Annotated in this window: 20 protein-coding genes and 5 pseudogenes; 11 read left to right on the forward strand and 14 right to left on the reverse strand. The window is 58.6% G+C overall.

All coding sequences use genetic code 11. The features are described from left to right. Positions 1 to 321: 321 nt before the first annotated feature. Positions 322 to 478, forward strand: a pseudogene (locus tag AWB68_RS48050) (Tn3 family transposase); the annotation flags it as partial. 66 nt (positions 479 to 544) lie between these two features. Here AWB68_RS48050 and AWB68_RS49795 read toward each other — a convergent pair. Continuing rightward, positions 545 to 987: pseudogene (locus AWB68_RS49795) on the reverse strand (MGH1-like glycoside hydrolase domain-containing protein); the annotation flags it as partial. 1,114 nt (positions 988 to 2,101) lie between these two features. Then, complete coding sequence (locus tag AWB68_RS31745) at positions 2,102 to 3,115, reverse strand: hypothetical protein (protein ID WP_087648270.1); 1,014 nt, start codon at positions 3,113 to 3,115, stop codon at positions 2,102 to 2,104. 299 nt (positions 3,116 to 3,414) lie between these two features. Between AWB68_RS31745 and AWB68_RS49800 the strand changes: the two genes are divergently transcribed. The 3 genes from AWB68_RS49800 to AWB68_RS31755 all read left to right on the forward strand — a co-directional run bounded on the left by AWB68_RS49800 (position 3,415) and on the right by AWB68_RS31755 (position 4,403). Then, the gene (locus tag AWB68_RS49800; RefSeq protein ID WP_235028596.1) at positions 3,415 to 3,648 is read left to right on the forward strand and encodes a Mu transposase domain-containing protein; all 234 of its coding nucleotides are present in this window, start codon (positions 3,415 to 3,417) and stop codon (positions 3,646 to 3,648) included. A 61-nt stretch (positions 3,649 to 3,709) separates the two neighbouring features. Next, positions 3,710 to 4,015 (forward strand): hypothetical protein, encoded by a 306-nt coding sequence (locus tag AWB68_RS49805; protein ID WP_235028597.1) that lies wholly within the window; start codon positions 3,710 to 3,712, stop codon positions 4,013 to 4,015. A gap of 4 nt (positions 4,016 to 4,019) precedes the next feature. Further along, positions 4,020 to 4,403 (forward strand): ATP-binding protein, encoded by a 384-nt coding sequence (locus AWB68_RS31755; RefSeq protein WP_235028598.1) that lies wholly within the window; start codon positions 4,020 to 4,022, stop codon positions 4,401 to 4,403. A 101-nt stretch (positions 4,404 to 4,504) separates the two neighbouring features. Here the strand turns inward: AWB68_RS31755 and AWB68_RS31760 are convergent, their stop codons facing one another. The 11 genes and pseudogenes from AWB68_RS31760 to AWB68_RS51585 all read right to left on the reverse strand — a co-directional run bounded on the left by AWB68_RS31760 (position 4,505) and on the right by AWB68_RS51585 (position 19,123). After that, positions 4,505 to 5,629 (reverse strand): hypothetical protein, encoded by a 1,125-nt coding sequence (locus AWB68_RS31760; RefSeq protein ID WP_235028599.1) that lies wholly within the window; start codon positions 5,627 to 5,629, stop codon positions 4,505 to 4,507. A gap of 105 nt (positions 5,630 to 5,734) precedes the next feature. Further along, positions 5,735 to 6,235: pseudogene (locus tag AWB68_RS31765) on the reverse strand (IS6 family transposase); the annotation flags it as partial. A gap of 170 nt (positions 6,236 to 6,405) precedes the next feature. Further along, entirely contained in the window at positions 6,406 to 7,827 is a 1,422-nt protein-coding gene (locus AWB68_RS31770) for a DUF2252 domain-containing protein (protein ID WP_087648272.1), read from the reverse strand. A 261-nt stretch (positions 7,828 to 8,088) separates the two neighbouring features. Next, positions 8,089 to 9,216, reverse strand: coding sequence for an AI-2E family transporter (locus tag AWB68_RS31775; RefSeq protein ID WP_087648273.1), 1,128 nt, complete (start codon positions 9,214 to 9,216; stop codon positions 8,089 to 8,091). Positions 9,217 to 9,570: 354 nt separating this feature from the next. Further along, positions 9,571 to 9,969, reverse strand: coding sequence for an RT0821/Lpp0805 family surface protein (locus AWB68_RS31780; RefSeq protein WP_125483105.1), 399 nt, complete (start codon positions 9,967 to 9,969; stop codon positions 9,571 to 9,573). Between the two features lie 73 nt (positions 9,970 to 10,042). Next, positions 10,043 to 11,785 carry a SulP family inorganic anion transporter gene (locus AWB68_RS31785; RefSeq protein WP_087648274.1) on the reverse strand — a complete coding sequence of 581 codons (1,743 nt, stop codon included), beginning with the start codon at positions 11,783 to 11,785 and terminating at the stop codon, positions 10,043 to 10,045. Positions 11,786 to 11,874: 89 nt separating this feature from the next. Beyond that, positions 11,875 to 12,258: a hypothetical protein gene (locus tag AWB68_RS48985; protein ID WP_200828849.1), complete on the reverse strand. Its 384-nt coding sequence runs from the start codon at positions 12,256 to 12,258 to the stop codon at positions 11,875 to 11,877. A 597-nt stretch (positions 12,259 to 12,855) separates the two neighbouring features. Further along, positions 12,856 to 14,235, reverse strand: coding sequence for a glutamate decarboxylase (gene gad / locus AWB68_RS31795; RefSeq protein ID WP_087648275.1), 1,380 nt, complete (start codon positions 14,233 to 14,235; stop codon positions 12,856 to 12,858). An 82-nt stretch (positions 14,236 to 14,317) separates the two neighbouring features. Next, positions 14,318 to 15,973, reverse strand: a complete 1,656-nt coding sequence (locus AWB68_RS31800) for a bifunctional aspartate transaminase/aspartate 4-decarboxylase (RefSeq protein ID WP_087648276.1) — start codon at positions 15,971 to 15,973, stop codon at positions 14,318 to 14,320. Between the two features lie 58 nt (positions 15,974 to 16,031). Next, on the reverse strand, positions 16,032 to 17,777 hold the full coding sequence (gene aspT, locus AWB68_RS31805; protein WP_087648277.1) for an aspartate-alanine antiporter: 1,746 nt from the start codon (positions 17,775 to 17,777) through the stop codon (positions 16,032 to 16,034). A gap of 953 nt (positions 17,778 to 18,730) precedes the next feature. Continuing rightward, positions 18,731 to 19,123, reverse strand: coding sequence for a potassium channel family protein (locus tag AWB68_RS51585; protein WP_087648279.1), 393 nt, complete (start codon positions 19,121 to 19,123; stop codon positions 18,731 to 18,733). A 325-nt stretch (positions 19,124 to 19,448) separates the two neighbouring features. On the opposite strand from AWB68_RS51585, the pseudogene AWB68_RS49810 reads away from it, so the two are divergent. The 7 genes and pseudogenes from AWB68_RS49810 to AWB68_RS49820 form a co-directional block, all read left to right on the forward strand. Beyond that, positions 19,449 to 19,622 (forward strand): annotated as a pseudogene (locus AWB68_RS49810) (IS5/IS1182 family transposase); the annotation flags it as partial. A 1,437-nt stretch (positions 19,623 to 21,059) separates the two neighbouring features. Next, positions 21,060 to 21,317 (forward strand): hypothetical protein, encoded by a 258-nt coding sequence (locus AWB68_RS31825; protein WP_087648280.1) that lies wholly within the window; start codon positions 21,060 to 21,062, stop codon positions 21,315 to 21,317. A 245-nt stretch (positions 21,318 to 21,562) separates the two neighbouring features. After that, complete coding sequence (locus tag AWB68_RS31830) at positions 21,563 to 22,162, forward strand: hemerythrin domain-containing protein (RefSeq protein ID WP_087648281.1); 600 nt, start codon at positions 21,563 to 21,565, stop codon at positions 22,160 to 22,162. Positions 22,163 to 22,771: 609 nt separating this feature from the next. Continuing rightward, the gene (locus AWB68_RS31835; protein ID WP_087648282.1) at positions 22,772 to 23,611 is read left to right on the forward strand and encodes a universal stress protein; all 840 of its coding nucleotides are present in this window, start codon (positions 22,772 to 22,774) and stop codon (positions 23,609 to 23,611) included. Between the two features lie 342 nt (positions 23,612 to 23,953). Further along, a complete protein-coding gene (locus tag AWB68_RS49815) occupies positions 23,954 to 24,271 on the forward strand; it encodes a c-type cytochrome (RefSeq protein ID WP_087648287.1) in 318 nt (105 codons plus the stop codon). 123 nt (positions 24,272 to 24,394) lie between these two features. Beyond that, positions 24,395 to 24,835: an NADH-quinone oxidoreductase subunit E gene (locus tag AWB68_RS31845; protein WP_087648283.1), complete on the forward strand. Its 441-nt coding sequence runs from the start codon at positions 24,395 to 24,397 to the stop codon at positions 24,833 to 24,835. A 350-nt stretch (positions 24,836 to 25,185) separates the two neighbouring features. Next, a pseudogene (locus AWB68_RS49820) lies at positions 25,186 to 25,362 on the forward strand (aminoglycoside phosphotransferase); the annotation flags it as partial. Here AWB68_RS49820 and AWB68_RS49825 read toward each other — a convergent pair. Continuing rightward, a partial coding sequence (locus AWB68_RS49825) for a hypothetical protein (RefSeq protein ID WP_235028601.1) occupies positions 25,279 to 25,514 on the reverse strand: 236 nt, incomplete at its 5' end. The pseudogene AWB68_RS49820 and the gene AWB68_RS49825 sit on opposite strands and share 84 nt — an antisense overlap.

A 25,514-nucleotide genomic window follows, 5' to 3' on the forward strand; every position in this document is an offset into this window, starting at 1 on the left:
GTGACCGTCAGCGCGCACGACGAGAGCGGCTCGATCGCCGATGCCATCGAGGCCGATAAGCATCCGTTCTTTGCGGGTATGCAGGGGCATCCCGAACTGTCGTCGCGTGATGGCGCGCCGCATCCGTTGCTGATTTCGTTTCTGGAAGCGGCGGCGCGCCGTTCATAAGCGTATGCGCCCGCTTCGAGAGCGGGCGCTTACGCAAAAGCTCAAACTTAGCTGATTGCCGACGCGAACAACGCGGCATCGACATTCCCGCCCGATGCCACGATCAGCACACGGGGCGTTCTTGATTCCCGTGCAGATTTCGGGTTAGAGCACCTTCACGTTCCTCGCAGTTAAGACGTGCCACAAGAGCTTTGTGCCGTGACAGACCGCGACGTCAGACTTGCTCTCATCGAAGAAGTTTTGGGACGGGTTTGTCAGGATTGCCGCATCGATTCGCTCAGGAGAATGCACTGCAGTTGAAGCCCGTGCTGTTCAATCAATAAGGTATCCGTATTTATAAGAGACATCTGGACCCGCCAGCTATTTGCACCAGAGCCGTCTCGACCAGGTCGCGGTACGGATACTCGCGTTGCGGGTACTTGTAGAGGTATTTCATGTACGAGTGCGTGGGCGTGCTGTCGATGTAGAAGTAATATTCCTTCACATCTTCGCCATGATTGCCCTCGCTGTTCGTAAGCCCGAACAGACGCTCCTTTAAGATCGGATCGTGCTCGTTCCACAATGCCAGCGCGAAACACAATCGCTGCTGGTCACGTCACAAAGTCCGGCGAGCCCGTCCTCTCCCCACCTGTAGGTGCGTGAGCGCGCCTGGTCGTGAGTAAAGTAGTTCCAGGCGTCGCCGTTTTCGCTGTAGTCCTCTCTGACTGTCCCCCACTGCCTCTCACTCACATAAGGCCCCCACTTCTTCCATGGGACTTGCGCCTCACGCGCTTCGTTCAATCGCTTCTGCTCCGCTACATCCACAATGACGTCGACCATGGCGTTAGCTCCGATACGTGGTGAGTGAGTCCAGCTCAACATACGGATACGGTCGCGGCGTCGCGGGTGAACGCTCGGGATCCCGAACGGCACAGATCCTGTTGAGCCCCTGCGATTGCCTGTCAGATCGCATCGGCACCCCTCAGATGGTTCTTGCCCGCTTTATTTCAGATGGTTCAGTGACAGACCGTAGCCTTCTAATTTTATATAGAGGATTACAGAACGAAGAACGTCGATGCATGTTCCGCAATTACAGCAACCAGATCGTGTCATCTGAATGACACAGGCGAGTCGCGACCGTGAAATTAACTCCAACGAATTCTTGCATGGCAACTTCCTCCGAATAGGTCAACGATAAATGATCATCAACCTCTGGAATTGACGCAGGTCAAGTGACCGCGTCGCGCGAAGCAATTGGGCAGCGGCCTACAGATGTCGATTCTTGTAGGCGCAGGACCGTCCGAAATGGCTGAGGACGGGAGCGGCATGTTCTTCGGGGAAGGTTCGGTGTCTGGGAGTAACAGCCGATCGAATGTCCAGTGAAGCACGCAGGTCAATGTCCGAAGTGGCCGGGTCCGGTCCAATAATGAAACGACAAGGCTGCTCGCCGTCGATGCTTTCGGTGGTGTGATTCACTGAAGTATGCGGCACAAGGCTGGTCCACGGTTGTTCGGCCGCGACCAGCGGCACGCTCTCTTTTTCGACGGAGTCGACGTCCGCATCGACGACCAGTCCCAGTGGTGCCTGCTAACGTCGCAGCCAACTCACGATCGCCCGCGCTGCAGAACGCGACCGGCTCGCCGGGTGTCGTCAGCCCCTCGCCTTTCAGACGCCGGGCAACGCGTGGCCGCAACCGGGCACCAATCGCGCTGTCCGGGTGCGGGGGGCCGCCGACAGCCGCGCCACTTTGGTCACCGTCCGGAAGGGTCACTGTCGTCAACTTCGGTTGAACGCGAGCGTGGCCGCGTGCGGATCCTCACCGGGATCGTGGTAATTCCGCGCGATCACCGCCGGTGGGATGCGCTGCACGTGGGCACGCACGGCGGGTTAAATCCTTGGTCGAATAGCCGCGCTCGAGTGTGAACCTTTCCGAGGACGACCGCTATCGATGGTCTCAGATTGCCCGCAACGCCGCATCGATGTTCAGTCCGGCCGGTAGCAACTCCCCCCGTGGAAACCGCACCAGCACGAACGCTCGCACTACTGCCGGATTGCCTGGAATGCGTGCGACGTGGAATTCAATCTCGTGCCCCGCGTCCCCTCCATCGGGCCGCATTATGTTCATCATGTCCAGGCGCACGCGTCTGCTTTGAACGTAGAGGTGGTCAGATGGTGTCGAGAACACATTGCATACACACTCCAGTTCAAGCTCACCTAGCTGCCCCGGCACTCTGAGCTTGGCAAGCGCATGCGAATTCTCTTCCATCTGCATTCCAAGACGAGCCAACTCGGCTGATTCGGTGATTAAAGGCGCGCCGACGACCGCACGCATACCCCCGCCTTGCCTTTCCAACAGGTCGACACGCTCCTTGATCAATGCCCGCGATTGTTTCACCAGCCCGCGTTGATTGGCGGCGAGACGCGCGAGGCCTTCCAGCGCGAGTTGATCGATCATTCGACGTCCAATCTCTGCATGCAATGACGCATCTGATTCACTGCAGATCTTGACACGATGGTCACTGAAGCACAGCGTAGTCTGGGGCACGTCATGACGGACAGAGTTTCCTTCCTGGGCGACGCCCAATACGTGCCGCTCGGTCATCGCCATGCCGAGGACGGCATACGCGTCCGTCGAATCGGCCCGGCCCTCGAAATAAGCACGCAGTGTTTCCGACCGACTAAAGGCCTGAGCCAGATCGTCGGGTGTCGCGAAGAACGCCCGAATCGCCAGATCAGACGACCATGCGTCGGCGTTGGCATCGCGCAGCGGCGGCAACGAGGCGACAAGATTGTCCGTGTAGTCCAGCGCCGTCGTGAGCGCATGCGTGAGCCTCTCTTCGTAACGACGCGCGTTCTTCAATCGCGGGTTCATTGCGAGAACTCGAGCGACCGCATCGGTGGTCCTCTTTTCAAAATCTGAACCCGTGCGCGCTCGCTGACGCGAAAATAATCTATCGAGGAAGGCCATCTCGACTCCAACCGGAATGTCTCAATGGACCATAGATAATGCAAGACCGCCGAACCCCAGTTGATCTAGAGCAAACGGAACCATCACCAATTCACGCGTAGCTCTGCCACTCGACGAGCAGAGTTCTCCACGGATTCACAGCAACAAGGAAATGCCGAACAACCCGAGGGTCGTCGTGGATTACCGCGGCTACTGTTTGTGGATCGACCAGCTCAATGGCAATGATCGTCTCAACGATCGCAATTTCCAAATGAGAAGGACTGACAACGTCAACGACTTCCTCATCATTGAATACAGCCGTGCGGACTGCAGCTTCCCGTGACAGCCGGCAGGACACCTATGTGCGCTTCGACCTGAACGACTACTCGATACCGCACACGCATGGGCGACGCACGCTCACGGTTCGTGCCGACCAGCATCAGGTGCGCATCCTCGATGGCGCCGATGTCGTCGCCGCGCATGCGCGCAGTCACAACCGCGGCGCGCAGATCGAGCGCGGCGCACATCGATGCGCTGGCGGAGCACAAACGTGAGGCTCGCCACCACCGCGGCCTGGACCATCTCGCGCACGCCGCACCGGCTGCCCGGACACTGATGCTGCACGCGGCCGAACGCGGCAGCAATCTGGGCAACATCACCGCGCAGCTGCTGCGATTGCTCGACCGGTATAGCGCCGCCGAGCTTCAGGCCGCGATCGAGGAAACCCTCGCGAACGGCGTTGCGCCGCACCAGAATCCGGGGCGCCTGACACTGCAGCGCCGGCGGGCTGCCCGGGAGCAATGCCGTCCATCGCCATCAAACCGCCGGAACACGGGTGGCAAGGACAAGCGCGTGACGCCGCACCGGCTCGACATATACGACCAGCTCGCAGCGGAGGCCGATCCTGACAAACAGGACTGAGCAGTTGGACGAGCGCGCCCATGCCTTACGGATGTATGGGTCGCTGGCGCACTGGAGCGAGATCGCCGACGCGTCATGGGTCGGGTCGTTGATGCAGTGGGAAGAGCAGGAGCGCACGCACCGTTCGCTCGAGCGGCGTATCCGCGACGCCCGCCTGGGCAACTACAAGCCGCTTGCAGACTTCGACTGGGCATGGCCCAAACGGATTGACCGCGGCGCGCTCGAGGAACTGATGGCGCTCGAGTTGGTCAGGGAGAAGTCCCACGTCGTGCTGATCGGGCCGAACGGCGTGGGTAAATCGACACTCGCACTGAACCTCTTCCAACCCGCCTGCGACACACGCGGCACCGTGTCGCGTAGCGCACGCCCTTTTGCCGCCCGTTCGTGAGCGGAAAAGTAAGGCGTCCTGGTTCGAGGTTCGGCACTCGCGTGCTTTCTACTATCGGCTTCGTTCATGGTCATCCGATTCATCGGGTCTACCTCGCCCGGCTACTGCGCCGGGATGGTGACCAACGGCAGCGGTTGCTTGCTGCCGGTATTCGCCAGCGTGAAGAAGAACATTACAGCGTTAAGAGCACGTTTGGTCCGCAGGTCGCCCTGGTCAATCCAGAACCAGTAGCCACGGTAATGTACGGCGACATACGGGTCGGTGGGCCTTTCCTTGCTGCTGCGAATCCGTGGAAAACCTTGCTGCATCTCCGCAGCACTCTGTGCAACCGCAGGCAGCGCGCTGTGATCTTTCAGGTGCTCCTCCGGGACGTCGATATAGCTGGAAAAGGCGAGCATGATTTGCATCATCGAGCGGCTGTTCACCGTCAGTTCGTCATCCGCACCGCGGGCCGGGGAATACCTCAGCGTCAACTTCTGCGCACCGGCCGGCAGCTTGAGCAGACGGCGGATCTCGGCGACTTTCTCCACGATGTCGGCAGGCATGTCTTCACTCCGGAAGAGAACGACCGCGATCGAATCTTTGGTCTTGTCCACCTCCACGCGCATTGCGACCGCCCCGGCGGCCTGCACGTCGTGCAAAAGCGCAATTGCACGCAGGAAATCTGGATCAGCCTCCCTCATCATCCCCGCAGCCGTCGACCGATTACGCACGCCATTGAGCGACTCCACCGTCATGCCTAACAGAAAGTCTGCAGCATAGCCGCTCTGGAGCATGAAAAAGATGTTTTTTGGATCAATCGGCTCCAGCAGCCCGCGCAGGAATTCTTGCCCGGTTGCCGGCGTATAAGTGATGGTGGGCCGGTCCGTATAGACGCCTTGTACTCCCCCCGCAAGAAAATTACCCTGTATCGCTTTGTCCGTCGAAAGGGTCCCGTTGATGGACACACCGGTTTGCAGCGAATAACCGCTGACAACCGACGCCACGTCTACGAACACCGGCATATCCATATAACGCAGCTTGACGACGTTCATCACCGTTTGCTGCTTCCAGGAGTCGGCAATCGCCGTGCTGTAGTCGAAGCGGTCCGCAACAACGGTTGTGGGGCCGAGCGAAGTGCAGCCGCAAATTGTACACATTCCGAGCCAAACGAATACTGTGCGAACGACCAGGCTGGCGAGATTGCTAACGCTGCCGGAAGGGTCTTCGTGGCGTGCCAGCTTCATGGCTGTCCGGTTTCCTACGTGTTGATTGAACGAATACTGCTCGTCTAAGAATCAGAATCTGCCGGCGTCGCGATAAGGATCGGAAACTGCGAAATCCCTTACATGCTAAGGAACCCTTACAATAACCAACGAATAGAACTGCTGGGCGGCCGACTTCGGGCTGCCATTGTCTTGAATCTGCCCCTTTCTGATCATGTGCATCACTTCGATACCGGACAGGATGACGCGAACGCACCAAAAATTCTCGAAACCCACCATGGGTCGAGTGCGGAGTTTGATCGCCCGATGGTCCAGTTCCACGATGTTGTTCAGCTACTTTGACTGCCGGATCTTGATCGGCGTCTCGCGTTTGGCATTGAGGGCCTCAAGCGCAGCCAGCTTGGCACCGCTCTTGTCCACTGTGATCGTTTGCGGTGCACCGTTCTGGTCGATCGCTTTCCCCAAAAAGCGCCGCGCGGCCGCTTTGTCGCGATGAGCCCGCAGCAGGAAGTCGACGGTCTTGCAGGCCTTGTCGACGGCTCGGTAGAGGAATTTCCACTGGCCGCCTACCTTGATGTAGGTCTCGTCGACACGCGAGCTTTTGCCGACCGATCGTTTGTGTTGACGGCGTAGGTTATGTGCCCGTCTCTCTCGAGGGTCGCATTTGCGATAGGCGCGGAAAGTGCGCAAAGCACGATTGCCACCACTGGGGTCGACCTTGTCAGGTTTTCCGAGCCTCACGTCGTTGGGTGAGCAGATAGCCGGCGTCAGGCACAGCATTTACTCGACTGACCTTGCTAACTCTCGATCGTCGCTTCGATGCGACCTTCGCGGATCGCACCGATGAACGCCCGATAGTCGCGTCGATTCTGCGAGCTGTATTCGGTCGCGAACTCGCAGATCGCATCATCGAAACTCTGGCCGGAACCCATATACCCTGCGATCATCGCCGCATCGCCGGAGCGGGCATGCGCACGGGCGAGAGCATGCGCACACATACGCGCGTACTGCCGCAGCATCCCTGTATCCCAATCCTCGATGATCGCCGACATTTTCATGTCGCGAAGCTGACGGATATAGAAATCCCGTCCATTCTTTCCGCGCGTCCAGCCGAGGAATACGTCGCTCGCCGCCTGCATGATGCGCTGGCCCGCTATGACGCGCTGGCCGTGGTTCGAGTGTTGGCTCCTTCCTGCATACGGCTCGAGCACGGAGGCGCGGGCTTCTTTCACCTGCAGGAACAGTGGGTCGTTGTCCGCCGCCAAGAAAAGCGCCACGCCACACATCGTACCGACGCTGCCAACGCCCACCACCTTCATTGCCAGATCGACGAAGTGGAAACGGTTGAATAGTATCCTTGTATGCTCGGGCAAGCTTTCGCGATATGAAGCGAAGGCTTCGGCGTATCCGGACTCAAGGCCTGGAGCCCATTCTGCTGTAGGATGGAAGATCAGCGGCGGCTCGTCCTTGATCGTGGGTTTTGTCCCTTCCTGCGAGACCAGCTTCGGATATAGATGGTCAGGCACCGTCTTTTGCCGTTCTGTTTCGATCCTATCCTCAATCCGCTTACGTACCGCTTCCACGGCAACCGGATCACCCGTCCGGTCCCTGTACTTCTGCAGGTCGATCCTGTCGTACCAGACATCGAGAACGCGCGTGAATGCGTAGTTGAGCGTCCGCTCGCGATACTCCCGCACAAGATCCGTGGCCACGCGTGCCGCGTCGCTATGAGAAAGCTCCAGGTATTGCGCCGCAATCACGACACTCGCCGCAAGCCGCTTGAGATCCCACTCGAATGGTGCCGGCAGCGTCTCATCGAGATCATTGATGTCGAAGATGACGTTGCGTTCCGGTGTCGCGAAGCCGCCGAAGTTCATCAAGTGTGCATCGCCGCATGCCTGCACCCGAATGCCACTGCTGGCCGTGGTGGCGAGATCAGCGGCCATCAGCGCGGCCGATCCCCGGTAGAACGCGAAGGGCGACGCCGACATGCGCCCGAATCGAATCGGAATCAAATTGGACATACGGCCTTCGTTGGATTCTCTCAACAGTTCCACCGGATCACGGCGGCCCTTGAGCGGTTTCCACCCGGCCTGCGCCGCACGCGGTACCGTATCCCGCAGCGCGCGCCCGTTGGCCGCCCGTTCGTCAGCGGATAAGTAACCATTCTCGGTTTGAGATGCCGCGCTCGGACGCTTCGGTTTGCTGCCGTCTTCCATGCCAGTTTTCTCTTTGGTCACACGCTCCGCCTGCCTGGAGCCAGACCGGACATCGGGCGGCGGTGAAGTTCCCGGTCCATGTCTTTTCATGACGGCACCCCTTCCTTTTTCATTTCTCGTCTCCCTTCGCAACACACCTCGGCATCTTGACCGCTCGTTCTTGACCCGAGCCGCGCCCGTCCTAAACGCGCCGCGCGGATCATCATTGACTTGAGTGGATGGTTCGCGGGCGGTACCACATTGAAGTGCCGGCTCGACCGTCTAGCGTCCCGGTGATCCGGCCTTGTTCTCCGGGATGGCTGGCGGCCGAGGTGGCGGAGAAGCCGACTTCGCCGCTGCACGCACCGATCCGATTGACCAATCGCGAAGCAATGCATACCCGACCGCAAGTAAGGTCGGGCCAATGAATACTCCCAGCAGGCCGAAGGCAATCGCTCCGCCGAAGATCCCCAGCATCACCCAAATCAGAGGCATGTCCATGCCCTTGCTGATCAGGAGCGGCTTGAGAATCTGCTCCGACATGCCGACCACGCCAATTCCCCAAACCACAATAAAGATCGCCCAGCCAGTCGCGCCGTGGTGCGAAAGCCAAAACGCTGCGGGAATCCAAATGATGGGTGGCCCGAGCGGCAGCACTGAGAGAAAGAAGGTGGCGAAGCCAAGCATCGCCGGAGCCGGGACCCCCGCAATCCAGAAGCCGATGCCAGCGAGCACGCCCTGAACGAAGCATGTGCCGAGCACGCCGTGGACCACCCCTGTAATTGTGCGTGCCATCAACTCGAGCAGGTAGTCCGCACGATCGCCGGAGATGCGCCGCAGGCCCGCGCGCAGCCACGCCACGGCAGCCTCGCCTTCCGAATAGAAGAAGAAGGCGAGAATGACTGACAGTGTCAGTTGCCCAAGACCCGCGCCGATCGCTATGCCGGCGCCGAGCAAAACGTGACCCGCCGGTGCCACCAGTTTTCGCAAGTGCTCCCACAACGCGGCGTCGGTCTGCGTCAGCGTATGCCAGACTCCTTGCAGTCGTCCCCCAATATACGGCAGGCTCACGACCCACTCCGGCAGTTGCAACTGACTTAGGGATTGGGCATTGAAATGTTCCGCCAGGCCGGCAATCTCGCCAACGTGCTCGGCAAGGCTGATCCCGCCGTATACGAAGGGTCCTAGCACGACGACCATGGTAACAAGCACGCAAGCGAGCGCCGCAAGTCCGCGCCGTCCGTAGAGCCAACGCGACAGTGTCATGTAGACGCGCCATGAACTGAACGCCAGAATCGCGCCCCAGAGAAGCGCAGTCATGAAAGGTAAAAGTACCAATAGCGATCCGCCGACCAATATCACCAGGGCGGAGATTGCGGCAAGCTGTTCAATCAGTTTTCCGGAACTCATGCTCGTGCCTCAGCCAGGGTCCATCATCACACAATGCGACTATCTATAAATTCGACATTGATCTGCGTCAACCGGATATCGTGAACCCATCGGCAGCGATCTTTTTCTGAACACGGGAGCGAAGAACTGCTGCGGTGACGACCGCGCGCTGTCAATTAGAAAATCGGTCGAAGCATCACGCGCTCCTCGGCGGAGCCCAACCGCCATTCACCCTACGAACGGGTTGCCCCACGCTTCTCTGCGTGCGGTATGAGAGACCACCCGGCCGACTCCGTCAGGGCCTGTCGGGCTTCTAGCAAGAGTGACTCGGTACCGAACCTGTCAGCCCGACCGGCTGCGAGTTCTCGCGCCATCCTATTTCTTGAGAATCTGCCACGCGCTGTTGCCCGTCTTGCACACAGTGGGTGTCCAACTCTGCGTCTGCCCCTTCGCGATCGCGACGAGTGTCACCGTTCGGCAAGTGCGGTCGCCGTCCTTGACGGTATCGAGCGGAGTGACACTCCCTTTGATCGCTACCGGATTGCCCGTTCCTTCATTGCTCCAACCCAGCGACTCTCCGTCCCGTTTGGTTTCGAGCGCTTTCTGCGCAGCATTATTAAGCACCTGCCTGTCGCGCTGCTTCATGTATGTGATCGGCGTGTCGTTCAGGAAGCTGAGATTTCCCGCGGTGGCGGCGCAAGCTTCGACGAGCAACGCCGCACTCACCAGCAACTGAGCGTTAGCACGTGCAAGCGTGGAATTTTTGGTCAACATTGATATAACCTCCATAAGATCGGCGACTGACAGTTCCCCGTACGCCTTGAACGCTCGCCGAGCGGTTCGTGTCTCATGCAGGAACGCCGATGTCCTTGCCGTCCTCCAGGTCGTCGATCGCATCAGCCACCGAGATGCGGCGCCCGAGATGGCCGACGCGATCTTCGAGCCCTTCGGCGCGAAGGATATCCCGCACCTCGGCATGAGCCGACACGATCCGCAGATCTATTCCTGCGGCCTTCAGTTCCGTATGCAAGGTCGCCAGCATGCGCGCCCCGGCAAGGTCGACGACGGGTGACGCAGACAGATCCGATACCACCAGTCTGATCGCGCCCTCGGTCGAGCGGATTTTCTGCCAGACCACAGTACGCACATGCTCGACGTTGAAATAAAGAAGCGAAGCCTCAATGCGAAACGCCAGCACACCCGAAACGGTCTCGTTGTCCGGGTGGCGCTCGATGTCCGAGAAAATCCGCGTCCCGGGGACTCGGCCGAGCACGGCCACATGTGGGTGCGCCGCGCGCCGTATGAGCAACAACATTGAGACCAGCACCGCCACAATGACGCCTCTAAGAATGCCTAGCATAAGCACGGCCGCGAAAGCGACCATCGATACGCTGAACTCAAAGCGGCTTACTCGCCAGACGTGACGCAGTTCACGGACATTAATCAATCCCTTGACGGCAACCAGCACGATCGCTGCAAGCACTACATTGGGTAGATTCGCAAGCAACCCGGTCAGGAACATCAGGCATAGGCCGATTGCGACCGAGGCGAATACCAGCGCGAGCGGCGACTTCGCGCCGGCCTTGTCGTTCACCGAGGACTGCGACAGGCCGCCGGCGACCGGATAGGCCTGAAACAACCCTGCAGCTAGATTCGCCGCTCCCAAGCCAAGCAGTTCCTGGCGCGCATTGATCTCGTAGCCGTGCGCCTGCGCCAATGCGCGTGCTGCCGAAACACTTTCGACATATGAAAGCAACAGGCACGCGAACGCCAGCGGAATTACTCCGTCCACATCGCGCGCGCGCAACCCCGGCAGGCGGAACTCAGGCAAGCCCTGCGGCACCACTCCGACCACGCTGAACCCGAGGGAACTCAATGAAGTTACCGACAGCACGACGATGGACACCACCACGACGAGCAGCGCAACCGGACGTCCCGGTAGATACTTCTCTCCAAGCAGCAGCACGGCGAGTGTCCCTAAACCGAAAGCAAGCACCGCGAGGTTGGTACTCGGAAGTTGCCCGGCGAGCGTGACGATTCGCTCGAAGAAGTGGTCCCCGCCCCCCTTCACCCCGAACAGCTTCGGTAGTTGGGTCAAGCCGATCGTCAGTGCAGCGCCGGCCTTAAAGCCGAGCAGTATCGTCTCGCTGATGAAGTTGACCAGCGAGCTTAGCCGAAACAGCCAAGCCAGTAAGCACATACCGGCTATGAGCACTGCAGTCAGCGCAGCAATGGACGCCCAGCGAGCTGGATCGCCACCTGCCATACCAGCGACCGTGATCCCGACGAGCATTGAGATTGCGGAGGTGGGTCCAACCGCCAACTGGCGCGACGAGCCGAATAGCGCGTAGAACAGGCCGCTGACCAGATAGCAATAGATGCCGGATTGCGGCGGCAGCCCCGCCAGTGATGCATAGGCAAGCGACACCGGAATGCCATAGGCGGCGAGCGTCACGCCCGCAATCGCATCACTCGCCAACCACTGCGGTCGATAGGTTCTCAGCCATTGCGCAGGGGGAAAGATCGCCAGCCACCTGCTGGGCTCACTGCTGCTCGCCATCTGGCCGGAGCGCCGGGACTCTTCGGTCATGGTATAGATCCTTTGCAATAGCCGGTTGAATAAGGACGCAGATAGGACAGACTGTTCGACGTGCATTTCCGATTTCTCGTGTCTCCCGCTTAATCTGCGGGGCACGCACGGCTGGAGCCGATGACAGCTTCGCTCGGTTCCACGTGCGACTCGAAGTCGTCAGGCTCATGGCGAGACGTCTGAATCGCCGACCCGTTGTCAAGCTTCAAGAAATCAATCACGGAAAGCGTCTTGCGCTCCCCGAGAATGGGTCGCCTGCTGCAGAGCAGCGCTTGGCAAATTCGGCGCTTGCCGAGCTCGAAGGAGAGCTTCAACTGCTTCACGGATGTATCTGCAGCGCCGAACTGCTCGCATAGCGTGTGCGAATGAAGTGCGTAGGCCGCGTATCCCCAGCCGATACCGTATGCCGAAAACCAGACTGTCGATGCATCTACGACGATGGGCGCGGAGAACACGATCAGTGGTTCATTCATGGCACGCTACCTCTTAATCGATCGTCAAGCAGTTTTCGCAACTTCAATCACATTCCTTGCACTGCAAGTGGATTGCGCTTCGATCGTCTGCGCGTTAGCGCGTTACGCCGCCCGAATCCATAAGTCGCCAAGCATTGAGGCCTTCACCGTTCGATGTCTTCGCCGCCACGCTTGCCTCAGCGAGCCAGGCGTAGGCCCTAAACCTCAAATTCATAGGCGCTTTACTTTGAAATAATCACGTGCTCCCCATATAACAAACGCCTGCCGGCAACCACGTGCCGATAAACGGATCGTGCACATTGGGGGTGGTGATGCCATTTCGGCACCGCGGGCGTACGCCTTCCCGGCAATCGTGCCACTGGTGGTCGGCACGCTGATCTGCGGCAGAGGTGTACCACGGGTGGACTGTAGTGCCCGCGTCGGCGATGCGCACGGACGATAAAACGAATGTGTGCGCGAAGCGAGAGACGGAATGCGAGCGAAGCATGGCAATTCTCCAACGAAAAATCAATACGACGACCGAAGCTGAGTACTCGTCCGTCCGACGGGTGATCTTTCGTTAAAAAAGCTCTGATCCCTCGGCGCTCGCCCGAATCCTCAGCATTTAGTGGGCGTTGTCTTTTCCGACGCATGCGCGTGCAACGCTGGCGGCGTCGCGTTGCCACCGTGTGTCTGAAGGAATTTGCAGGCTTCGACGATATCCCTTCCCAGCAGCTCCGCGACGGTGCGATTGATGTGCGGCCGGACTACCACCCGCAGGCTCGTCACCTCCTCGGCGTTTGGCGGCATGGTGTATGCCGCAAGCACCCAACCCTTCTCGCGCACCTTGTTCGAGACATCGAATTCGTTGAAATTCTTGATCTTCTTGTCGAGCGTCACCGCTACTACCGGAATGCGCTGGGCCTCGTTCATAACAGTGAAGTACCCGCTCTTGACGAGGATTTCTCGAAGTGCGATCGCATTGTCCAAAGTATGCTGCATGACCCTCTTGTAACCTTCAAAGCCGAGCCGGATAAACATATAATACTGTACGGCGACCTGAAATGCGTTGCGACTGAAGTTCAACGTCGCGGTAGGCATCTCGCCACCCAAATAGTTCACGTAGAAAACAAGATCCTCGTTGAAAACCTTGCGTTCACGAAAAACAACCCACCCAAGTCCGGGTGGCACAAGCCCATACTTGTGCCCCGATGCATTAATCGACTGCACGCGAGGCAGCCGGAAATCCCATTTGTAGTCGGGGTACAGAAAAGAATTGACAAAGCCTCCCGATGCGCCGTCGATATGCATCGGAATCGAGACACCAGTCTTTCTTTCGTAGCCGTCAAGCCAGTCATGAATGCCCTGGATATCGTCGTCTTCGCCAGTAAATGTCTGTCCGGCAATGGCAACGACGGCGATCGTGTTTTCATCGACGTACTTGTCGAGCTCTTCTGCCGTCAAGCGATAATTCCCCGGGCGCAAGGGGACAATGCGCGGCTCGACGTCAAAATAGCGAAGGAATTTCTTCCATACGATTTGCACGTTTCCGCCCGTCACCATATTGGGCCTGCTCGTGTCCTTTCCTAGCTTTTCCCGGCTTTGCCGCCAATTCCATTTGTGTGCGAGTCCCGCTAGCATGCATGCCTCGGAGGAGCCTACCGTTGCCGTACCGTAGGGCTCTACGCCCTTGGGGCCATTCCAGAGCTGATGCAGCCATTTCACCATCCGCGTTTCCATCGCGAACACCTGCGGGTACATGTCGTGGTCGATATAGTTCTTGAAGATATTTCGCTTTGCCGTCTCGGCGGCCTCCGGCTCCGCCCACGTGGTAACGAACGACGACATGTTCAGCATCGGATTTGCATCAGTCCACTCCGAGCTGATGACAACGGCCGCCGCAGCGCGTGCGGACATGCCGTCTTTCGGGAACTCACCCTCCGGAATTGGAAAGTTAAATTCATCATAGGGTGTGACCTTCTCGGCTTCCGTTGTCATTTTATACTCCTAATCGTTGAAAGAGACTTGCTGTATGGCCAAAATGCGTAACAGGGACTTCACGACTTTGGGGCGACGATATTTACAACACCTTGTTCTTATCAAGTGTCTTGCCGGTCGCGACGTTGTAGCGTTCGACATAGTCCGCAAGCAGGGTACGAATGGCTCGCCCAATTTTTCGGTAGTCCGACTCGTTCAGGTTCGCGAGCGACACGCGTCCAGACGGATGCGGTGTTCCGAATCCGCGACCCGGCAACAGGACCACGCGTGCTTCGCGGGCCAGCCTGAAAAGCATCTCGGACGGCTCCGTGTTCTTCATCATCCAATCGACAAAGTCTCGTCCGTACGCGCGCTCGCCGAGGAACTCCAGGTCCAGGATCGTGTAGTAGTCGACCTGATTTTTGTCGGCTTCATCAAACGAAATGCCAACCTCCTCGTACAACGCGCGCTTGCGGCTACGGATCAGACGTTTCAACGCGTTCTTGTATGCGTCTGGCGTGTCCATCAGCGAGAATAGCGAAAACAACACCATCTGCACCTGCTGCGGGGTAGACAGGCCCGCCGTATGATTCAACGCTACGGTGCGGCTGTCAGCGACGAGCCGGTCGATGAATTTGAGCTTGTCCGGCTCTGTCGTGATCGATTCGTATCGCGCGTGCAATTCCTTCTTGGCGTTGTCCGGTAGCTCGGCGATTAGCCGATCCAGAACGTTGTCGCGATGCGTCGCGATCGCGCCGAGCCGCCAGCCGGTCGCACCGAAGTACTTCGAATAGGAGTACACGAGAATCGTATTCTTCGGCGCCAGTGCGAAGAGCGAGACGAAGTCGTCGGCGAAGGTGCCGTATACGTCGTCGGTCAAGAGAATGAGATCGGGCCGATCCTTGACGATATCGGCGATCTGCTGAAGACTTTCGTCGTTCATCTTGACCGAGGGCGGATTGCTCGGGTTCACGAGGAAGAAGGCCTTTATCTTCGGGTCGCGCAGTTTATCCAACTCCGCCTTCGAGTACTGCCAGTGGCTTTCGACATCGGCATTCAGACTTACGACATTCAGCTGATAGTCATTCAACCGCGGTATCTCGATGTACGGCGTGAAAATCGGCATGCCAAGCGCGATCGTATCACCGGGCTTGATCAGGTGGTTCTCGCGCATCGTGTTGAAGATGTATGTCATCGCCGCGGTGCCACCTTCTACCGCGAAGAGGTCGAACTCGCCTATGAACGGATGCTTTCCGATCATCTCGCGCCGCAGGTATTGCCCGACGATGATTTCGGACAGTTTCAGCATTCGATCGGGCACCGGATAGTTCGACGCAAGAATCCCCTCACACACTTCATAAAGGAAGTCGCCGGCCGACAGTCCCAGCTGATCGCGAACATATGACACTGCGCTGGCCAAGAAGTCGATACCCTGCACGCCTTTGTTCTCCCGCAGGAACAGTTCGAACCGCTCGCCGAGCCCTTCGTGCTTTGGAAAGCCGCCAACGCCCTCCGGCATATAGGCAAATGAGCGTTCCGATTCACGCATTGCAAACAGACCGAGTTGCCAGAAGCCGTGGCGTGGTATCGTCGCGACGAAGTTCGGATTGCCACGTCCGGCATTGAGCATCGAAAAGTTCGCCGCTCGCTGAACCGCTCCGCCACCCGCCGCCTTGATCAATTCGTCTTTCAGTTCGAACGGACTCAGTGCTGCCAGCTTTGCTGCCTCTTTGGTGTCAATCTTTTCCGGCTTAGTCATTTGCCTTCTCCTAAACGACGTTTTCCTGCTTTGCGTAAGCGGCATCGATGCCTTCGGGCTAAGCCAGGATCATTACGACCACCATGCCCCAGATGGTCAGAAGGGTGTTTCCCACTGCGTAGGTCACGGTATAACCCAGGCCAGGAATCTGGCTTTTCGCAGCATCACAGATCATGCCCAACGCTGCTGTTGTGGTTCTCGCGCCTGCACACACGCCAAGCAAGATGGCCGGATGAAATCGGAACACGTAACGCGCGATAAACATTCCCAGTATGAGCGGAACGCTAGTGGCGAAGATGCCCCAAAGGAAAAGGCTGATGCCCAGGTGCTGCAGACCCGCCACAAAGCCGGGGCCTGCGGTGAGACCGACCACGGCGATGAACACGTTCAGTCCGACGGAGTTCATGAACCAGATCGTGGGCTCCGGGATGCGGCCAAAGGTCGGGTGTATCGCCCGCAGCCAGCCAAACAGGATGCCCGCTATGAGCGATCCGCCGGCGGTCGAGAGCGTGATCGGAATACCCGCGACCTTGATAACGATCGCACCTACCAGCGCGCCCACGGTGATCGCCAAGCTCACGAACGCCACGTCTGTCAGATTCGTCGGTCGATCCAATACCCCCAGCACTTTTGCAGCTGCAGTTGTGTCCTGAGTGCGTCCGACGATCGTTATCGTGTCGCCCCGATGCAGCTTTGTGTTCGGCAGAGTAGGAATCTGCGTCTCGGTCGGACCTCGCTTGATCTTCCTTAGAAAGATGCCGCGCGCAAGCGGCAAGCTGGCGAGTTCCTGCAAGGTCTTTCCGTCGACGACCTTGCTGGTCACATACACGTCCACCCCTTCCGCGGGCACTGCCAGCAGTTCCGGGTCGTCGACCTCCGCGGCTCTCGCCCTTCGAGCCGCAACAACCTGGTGGTTGTCGTCGTGTTCATTCGTGCTGCTTGCCCCGAGCACCAAAACCAATTGGTCGCGAGGACCTGCGATCGCCACCACGTCATTAGCCTGCAGCACGTAATCGAGAGTTGCCTCGTGTATAACATTCCCACGCCTCACCCGCTCGATAAACAACCGCGTCCCTTTGGGCTGAAGCGCTTCAACCTCGCTCACCGTCTTGCCGCAAACCACACTTTCCGGAATTACCCGATAGGCTCGCAGTTCATATCGATGCCACGCCTGCCCGCCGCCTCCGAGTTCCTTGGTACCGCCCAGACTGGCCTCGTATTCCTTGCACGCAGCGACGAGGTCGATGCGCAGAAGCTTAGGTCCAATTGTCGCCAGGATAACGGCCGAGCCTATCGTACCGAAAATATACGACACAGCATAGGCAGTAGGCATCGCATCAAGCAGGGCCTTGGTCTTCTCAGGCTGCATGCCGAGCCGGTTGATCGCGTCCGTTGCAAGGCCCATCGATGCAGAGATGGTCTGCGATCCGGCGAAGAGTCCAGCTGCCGATCCAATGTCATACCCAGCCAGCTTCGCGGCGACGAACAGTGCGCCCAAAGACAGCAAACATTGAACGACAGCAAACAGCGCTTGCGGCAGACCGTCTTTCGCGATACCACGTACAAACTGGGGCCCTACCCCATAGCCAACAGCGAACAGGAACATCAGGAAGAACACCGACTTAACATTGGGTGAAACTGTAATGTGAAACTGCCCAATCGCAATTGCCGCCAGCAACGTCGCCGTCACTGCGCCCAAACTGAAGCCCTTGAAGCTCTTTCCACCGACCCAATAGCCGATGCCGAGCGACAGAAAAACCGCAATTTCTGGATAATGTCGTAATGTTTCTGCTAACCATGACATGGTAACCCTCGGCTCCAATTGCCCTTAACCACAAAAAATGTAAGCAGCGCACTTATAGACGGACCAGTGACATCGTGCCTTACGCTTCGGTAAGATCGATCTCACAGGACATTTCGGTAGGACCACTAGACGCCACCGCGCGGAGCACCCGTGGCCGTGAGCTGAGCAAGCTGACGAGCCCCCGAAGCATCGCCACGGCCTTTCGGCTTAATTTCCCTGCTCGGGATCGAACTGCAGATCTATATGAAAAGGGTAGGCTGCAGACCGGGAATCAAGTTGATCCAGATCAACATCGTCACACAACAGGGAGCGACCATGCGCGTCGTGGCGGTACCCCTTTTGTTTGAATCTGTTCTGTCATCGCTTCGTCCCGTCGTCGGCTTCACAGACTCCCTTTGGATTTTGCCCGTATCACCACTGCAATAGGCTCGGACGCCTGCTAACGGGCCGTTGTTTCTGCTGCCTTGCCGCTGAAACAGATGCGGTGAGCCGATCTCAGCTTGCCTGTCGCTGGTTATCCCACCCATGCTCATCATCATTGTCATCACATATCGCTGCGATCAGCTTGCCTGGGCGCGAATGATCCCGCGAATCGACGCCTTTGGCTCGGAGCGGTCCGGAGCGAGTTTCGAGCCCGGCTGCGCGCGGATCTTCGCGCACCGGAGTGCGGGGCCCGGTGAGTTCCAGGACTATACAGCGTCGAGCCAACTCGTCAGGCAGTTGTATTAGCATCTCCGAGCCGGCTAGGTCGACTGCAGCGGCGGTGGACCGTCTCCAGATGGCGAGCTTGACAGGTCCGGGATTCCTGTGCCCTCCGTTTGAGGAAGCGGTGGTGCCGGAACCCGCCGTTGAAGTATCGGATCCCCGCGTCGGCGCGATAACAAAGATGCCCTCGGTGCGAAGGTACGGCAGGCAACAATCGAAACAGCGGGCTTAATCTGAATCAACTGCGCTTACATCCGGGGGCTCGTCTCCCGCGACCTCAGGGGCACAAGTCGCGCCAGTACAATCGCCGGATAGAGTTGACCGATCAGCGCCTCGAGTATCGCAAGCGACCTTGCTGCATGAGCGACTGGAGTGATGTCTCCATAACCGACGGTCGTGAGCGTGACGAAGCTGAAGTAGATCCAGGTCGAGCGATCCGCGGGAATGTTACCGTGCGAGATTCCGACATAAGCGCCCGAATCGTGGATGCTGAAGAGTTGATATGCCTCTGACCAGACGACCCCGATCAGTGTAGAGTGTGATCGCCCCAAGTATCCGGTCGAATGTTTGCTGTACCGGCGCCGAATACCCTGATACCGATGACCGCGCCAAGCAGGCCGAGTGCAACTAGGCCGTTTCATCGCGAAGTGCTGTTGCCACTACCGGACAAGAGCCATCCCGTCCAGCGGACCACGATTGCGATTCCGGCGACAATGGCAATGGAGCCCAGGTGTGCGCGGCGGTCCGACACGGCCACCACACCGCTCATAAGAACCAGCGATAGCAGCACATCCTGGGCAACCTTTGCCAGAACGCGCGTCGGTGCAAAGGTGAATGGAACGACGAATACAGCGAGGACGGCAAGCGCCAGAGAGCCGCCATACTGCTGATACGCAGATGCGCTGCACGAGGAACGCGGCTTCTGCTGACGTGTATTTCAGCAACCTGCTAAGCATCGCGGTATGAATTGCGCGTCGAGGCACCCAAGGTAACAAACTCGGGCGTCATCGTTGGGTCGTGGAGCATACTCACGCGTGCCTGGCCGGCTTCGGCAAGCTGAGAATTCGTTTCGAATGGGAAGAAGAAACCCATCTCACCCTGCTTACGCTCGCCTACGCCGTTATTTGCTTGCGCTTTATGACGATCAAGGCGGGGGGTAGATTCAGTTCTGCCGGGCCGCCGCTCTTAGAAAGAAATATCCCTGATCTGTGAGATTGAGGTGCCTGCACCCCGACGTCAGCTTCTCGAACTCAACGAGAGATACTCCAACAGCGCATTCAGATCGGCAGGGTTCAGATCCTCTCGATCCGGAGTTTCCTTCACAAGCATTAAGGTTGCAAACTCATGCGGGCTGAGCATTTTTTAATCTCCAGCGATTCAGCGTTCTCGCTTCTGCAGGAAGTAGTCAACAGCCCAATCGTTCGCAGTTTGGGTCGGGGCGATCAGGCACCCTGTGACGGGGCAGTTATGCGTGTTCCTTTTGCGTCACTGTTCTATACAGGATAGAAGGTTCCGAAACGCCGTCGACGCGCATTTTGTCGCAGGCGCCAAAGTCTCTGCACATATCAATGGGCGGGCGGTGAGCGAGACGCTCGTCCTGTCATGGGATGCCTGGCTTCCGCCATCTCGAATCCTTCATCAGTTGCCCAAACGTCGTTTCGCCGTCAAACTCCGAAGTAGGAGCCCGGCGCCCGAATCGGGCATCCCCGATCGGTGCGGGCGGTGCCAGTATTGAGCATTTTTATCGCGATCGAATCTATTGTCGCCGCCGACTTATCGTCCCGATGCCGATGCCACTCGTTTGCGGCACGTGGCCGTGCAGACCGCAAGTTTATGCATCGAGGATTCATCTCGGCACCCTCTTCGCTGATCTGCATCAACGGTACACTCTGGCCCCGAGGCGAACCCGTTTGTCCTACCCATTCGAACTCTTCATCAGTTCCCGGTGTTGTCTGCCTACGCCACCTTTCGGCGCCAGAAGCCGATAACGGGGCGGCACCGCCAGCACGCTGCTTGAGTCCGTCCTACGATGTTCCGAGGCGAGCCCTGATCGACTGTGCTGCGCATGGCCCGCTGGTTGAAAACCTATGAGCCCAATCCAGGAGACGCTGAGATCGCTGCCAACTATTCGTCCACCCTTCGCCGCCACGGCACATGTGCCAAGACCCCGACTGACCCGGATCATTCGATCGGGACTTGGCTCGTGCACACTTAGTGAGTATTGACTTAGCGGAGTGCGGCCGTATCTTCGCCGAGGCGATTGCTTCAGCAGACAGCGCGTCACTCCCTCTAATGCAGACTGATCCAGATCAACAGCGCGTCGCTCCAAAATGGAAGAATCGACTAAGCTGTATCACGCCGGCTCCGGCACCTGTGGGCATGAATCCGTGACCAAACCTCTCTTTCGAATCGGATCGGGGCGCGCTGAACGCACCCGCGCCGCATCCACCGGAAGGCACGCCGCCTGCCGTCATCGAACTACCACGCCCGCTGCGCAGCGGCGCAAGGCACTTGCTGGATGCACTCGCGGCGCGTCGTACCTCGCACAACCCCTAGCTGGACTACGTCGATGTCGACGTGCTCGGCGAGTTGCTTTGGGCGGCCAACGGCATCAACCGCGACGCGGATGGCGCACGCACGGCGCACTCCGCGCTCGGTGGCTACCAATTCGAGATCTACGTGCTGCTTGCAACGGGCTCGTGTCGGTACGATCCGGTGACGCGTCGGCCCGTACTCTCCATGCCGCTCGATCTGCGCGAGACCACTGCATATCAGCACTTCCTCGCCTATGCGGCCCTCGATCTCCTCCATGTTGCCGACATGGACCGGATGTAAGACGTGCCAGCGCCTCAACGCTGGAGCTTTGCGTGCGCAAGTGCCGTCGCGATCCTCCAGAACGTCTACCTCTATCGCGCATCCGTGGGCCACGCCCTGGCCGGCTGCGGTTGTGAACCGAGCGGCGCTGGCCGTGAATCTGAAACTGCCGGTCGAGTCCAGCGCTTTGCTGGCGCAGACCGTGCGACGCGTCCGCCGCGACCCAATGACTCGACAAGCAAACCAGGTAAATCTGAGGAACTGCCATGAATAATACGAGAGAGCCCGCGGCGCTGCGCGTCATTCGGGTGGATCACAAGCGTCTGGCCGCTGTCACGGCCACCATGCTCGACGTTGTTCGAATGCTTGGCGAGGGTGGTTCGACACCCGATCCCATCGTACTGCGCGCGATGCTCTACTACATTCGCGAATACCCGGAACAGATTCACCATCCGATGGAAGATCGCTTTCTGTTCGCCGCGCTGCGGAGCCGCACAGACAATTTCGACGACGTGCTGGACGAACTGCAGTGCGAGCACCTTGAAGGCGATGCGCGCATGCGCAATTTGGAGCATGCGTTGACACGGTACGAGTTAAAGGGAGATCCAGTACTGCGTGGCCTGCAAACGCTGATGGAGCAATACGTTGAGTTTTGTGCGAATCACAGGCGCGTTGAGGAAGAAATAATCCTGCCCGCCACGAGGCGCTTTCTGACGGAGAGCGACTGGGCGCAGATCGACGCAGCCTTCGAGGGTCGCTCGGACCCGTTCGGAGAAGCGACCTTCGAAGGCGAGAGCCTGGAAAGTCTTTATCGCCTGATTGCGAATGCAGTGCCGGCGATTGGTGAAACGCGGCATGACGCATGAGCGCGACGTTTGAACCAATCCGCGCTTTCTTCCACGCCCCCGCGATGGTACGACAATCGCGCATGCATTCCGCCGATTGCGTTGCGGCCGACCGTGCGCAAGCGCTGCTCTGCCTCGCCGTGAGCGAGACCTTTGTCAACGCTTGAACACTGAAGCGGATGGCCGCTTCGATCGGCAGGCTCAACTCGTTCCTGCTGTCGTGTACAGCGCGGCCTGCGGGCGCCTCTCTCCACGTCACGGTTCGGGTGGCGCTCCGTCTCTTGGACCCGTATACAGCGCCTATATACTTGATCGGTCGAACATCGAAAAAGCGGGGCCAAGATCGCCCGCCAAGCGCCTCGGTCGTGCGTGGACTCCCTCATGCAGCCTGTTGGAGCGACGAGCCGTTCAAGCTCAACTGTCTTGCCATCGAATACAACCTTTCTCGCCATTCGGAGACTCGGAAGACATACCAAGCGCACGTTCAAGCCGAGTAGCGCGCCCTCCGTGGGTGCGGTCGACGACGTCGCTCGCCGTACCGGCATTCAGTCGTTTGATCTGGGTCATGCCAGAGCGACGTATGCGTCCTAGACTTTGAATGTTTGGCCAACTCGACCGGAAAATCCTGCGATGAGCTACAAGACTATCGTCGTGCAACTGGACACCAGTGAGCGCACTCCTGCGCGAATCGACTGCGCCCTGCATCTTGCGACGCATTTCCGCGCGCACCTGTCTGGTGTCTTCTCAGACTTTACGCTGGATCCCAGATTTTATTACGAGCCCTCGAGTGCGAAGCGATATCGCAAATCGCTTGAAAAAACCTGCATGGATCGTCGGGCGAAGATCGAGACCCTGTTTCGGTCGAGGCTTGCCCAAACGAACGTGGCGGGTAGTTGGGTCGCCAGGGAAACGTACGGGCCCATATCACTTTCTCGCTATGCGCGCTGCGCGGACCTGACTATCACCGGCCAACATGACCGGGAAGACCCCGAAGCTTATCTTGCCGATCGCTATCCGGAGCAATTAGTGCTGTCCGCCGGCAGACCGCTGCTGATTGTGCCGCACACCGGTGCGATGAATCCCGTCGGCGCCAAGGTCCTTGTGGCTTGGGATGGTAGCCGCGAGGCGACAAGGGCAGTCCATGATGCGCTTCCGTTTTTGCAAGTCGCAACGCGGACCGCCATGATTACGATAGTCGCCGAGGCCGAGGAGCGTCGAGACCCTCGCGCTCGCGGTTCGGACCTTGTCGCAACGCTCGCAAGGCACGGCGTGCAAGTCGAGCAAAGCGAGATTGAAGTAAAAGACGGTGCGCGGACCGGCGAAACCCTGTTGTCGTTTGCATCCGAATTCGGCGCAGATCTGATCGTCATGGGCGCCTATGGTCATTCGCGTTGGCATGAATTGATATTAGGCGGAGCAACTCAGACGGTACTGGAGGCCGCGCAGGTCCCAGTGCTGATGTCCAATTAGATCGAGCGCTTACATCGCGTTGGCCACCTTCATCCGCAAACCGTCTTCGCCGTGCCCTGATAAGGCTATCAAGCAAACTTTCTGTCAACTTGACCCGGATCCATCCCAGGGGCGGTACCCCTGGTCTGGCTCGCTGATACACCAGGAAGACGCTCCTATCGGCATACGACGCCGAACTCGTGCGCATCGATGCCGATGCAGCCTCGACAAACGCGGGTGCCTAAACGAAACATCAATTGACCTGAATCAACGCATCAGACCCCTGCGCACCCACACTATGCCGAGCACGTGCCTTCGTGGAGTCTCATCGTGAGTCGGCCAAACAAGAGGCGTCTGCTCTGCGTGCTTTGGACCGTCACAACGCAGCTTGGTGGAGTTGGCTGCGCGTTCGCCGACGAAGAACCCGCCGCTCTCCTGGACCGGTACCGCTGCATGTTTTGCCACACCGTCGATACACCATTTCGCGCCCCCTCCTTTCGAGAGATTGCGACGCACTATCACCGCGTGCCCAATGCCAGCGCCATGCTCGAAGGCAAGCTGCGACTAGGAGGCCGGGCGCACTGTAGGGACATGGCGATGCCATCGGCCGCCGGTCGCGGCAGCGGTGCTCCGGCGCGCGAAGACGCACATGTTCTCGTTCAGTGGGTACTTCGCCAGTGAGAAAATGCTGGCACCCTCTTGCCAAACATGCGGCGACAATCGCATATGCGCGTGTAATCTCGATGGTGTGGCAACTCTCAGCGCCATGATTGGACACCAGGGCATCCTCGGAGGAAGCGAAATATGACTCAGGTTCGAATTCGTGTTTATGCCGGCGCGTTGGCAGCACTTACGACACTGGCTTATACGTTGAGCGCGAGATCCGCGATGCCAGAACAAGATCCCGTCGACAGGAATGTGGCCGAAGTGTCTCCGCTCAATCCTTCGAACGATCAAGCTCCTTCCGATCGCGTTACCATGCCTGCGCAGCGACCGGTGGCGCAGGTTCAGACCGACCCCTTCGTGCAGCGGCGCAATGCAAACGCCCAGGCGAACGCCGAATATCGCGCTTCGAAGAAGGCCTCCAAACAGCAGATGCAGGCTGCCGTCGACGACGCGAAGGCCCAATACAAGGAAGAAGTCGCCAATGCAAAAATCAACCGCAAGGCCGACAAGAATGCTGCCACGAACGAGTTGAGGGCGTCTGACCTCGAGCGCCCAAAAGCTGCCGACCTGCGGCACTGACGCTCCCGTGGGCGTTTGCAACGTTCCAAGAGTGTGAACGTAAGCGCCCCGATGAAAAACTGACGTCCCGTCGTTAGAGGCTTTGAACAGTTGACAACCTGCTTCGTCCGATCCAGCCCCGCCGCGCTCACGCGCAGCCTGGATAGGGCAAACAAAGCCACTGCGGTCACGGCGAAGCGACTGCATTCGACGGTCAACGCGAACGAAACCATCGACGAGTTACCGCTCCCATGCCGAACTATTCAGCCGAAGCGCTTCCGGACAGCGCCACATCATCATCGCCAATCGAATGAAAGAAGCGCACGCCCGTTGAATGTCGAGTATCAAAAATATTTCACCTAGGCACTGCCATGCCGAACCGACCATTGATTAACGCGTCACGACGCCAACATGCCGCACGTCGTGGCTGGCACACTCTCGATGCTGCCTTGCGTCGGTCATGCTCATATCGACATCCCGCAGGGCGCATTCGACGGATCGAGACGCATATCTCGGTCGTGTATCTCGCCGGCCGTTTTGCGTACAAGGGAAGGTCTGCATAAGTCATTGCATAGCATCCCGAATGAGTTACGCTTGAGATAAGCGCAAACAAGTGAGGTGTGGTCATGACGCAAATGGATCTGGGCTTGAATTTGTCGACCAAGCGCACGCGCAAGCGCGAATTTCTCGATGAGATGAC

It is taken from the genome of Caballeronia choica (assembly GCF_001544535.1).
Taxonomy (GTDB): Bacteria; Pseudomonadota; Gammaproteobacteria; order Burkholderiales; family Burkholderiaceae; genus Caballeronia; species Caballeronia choica.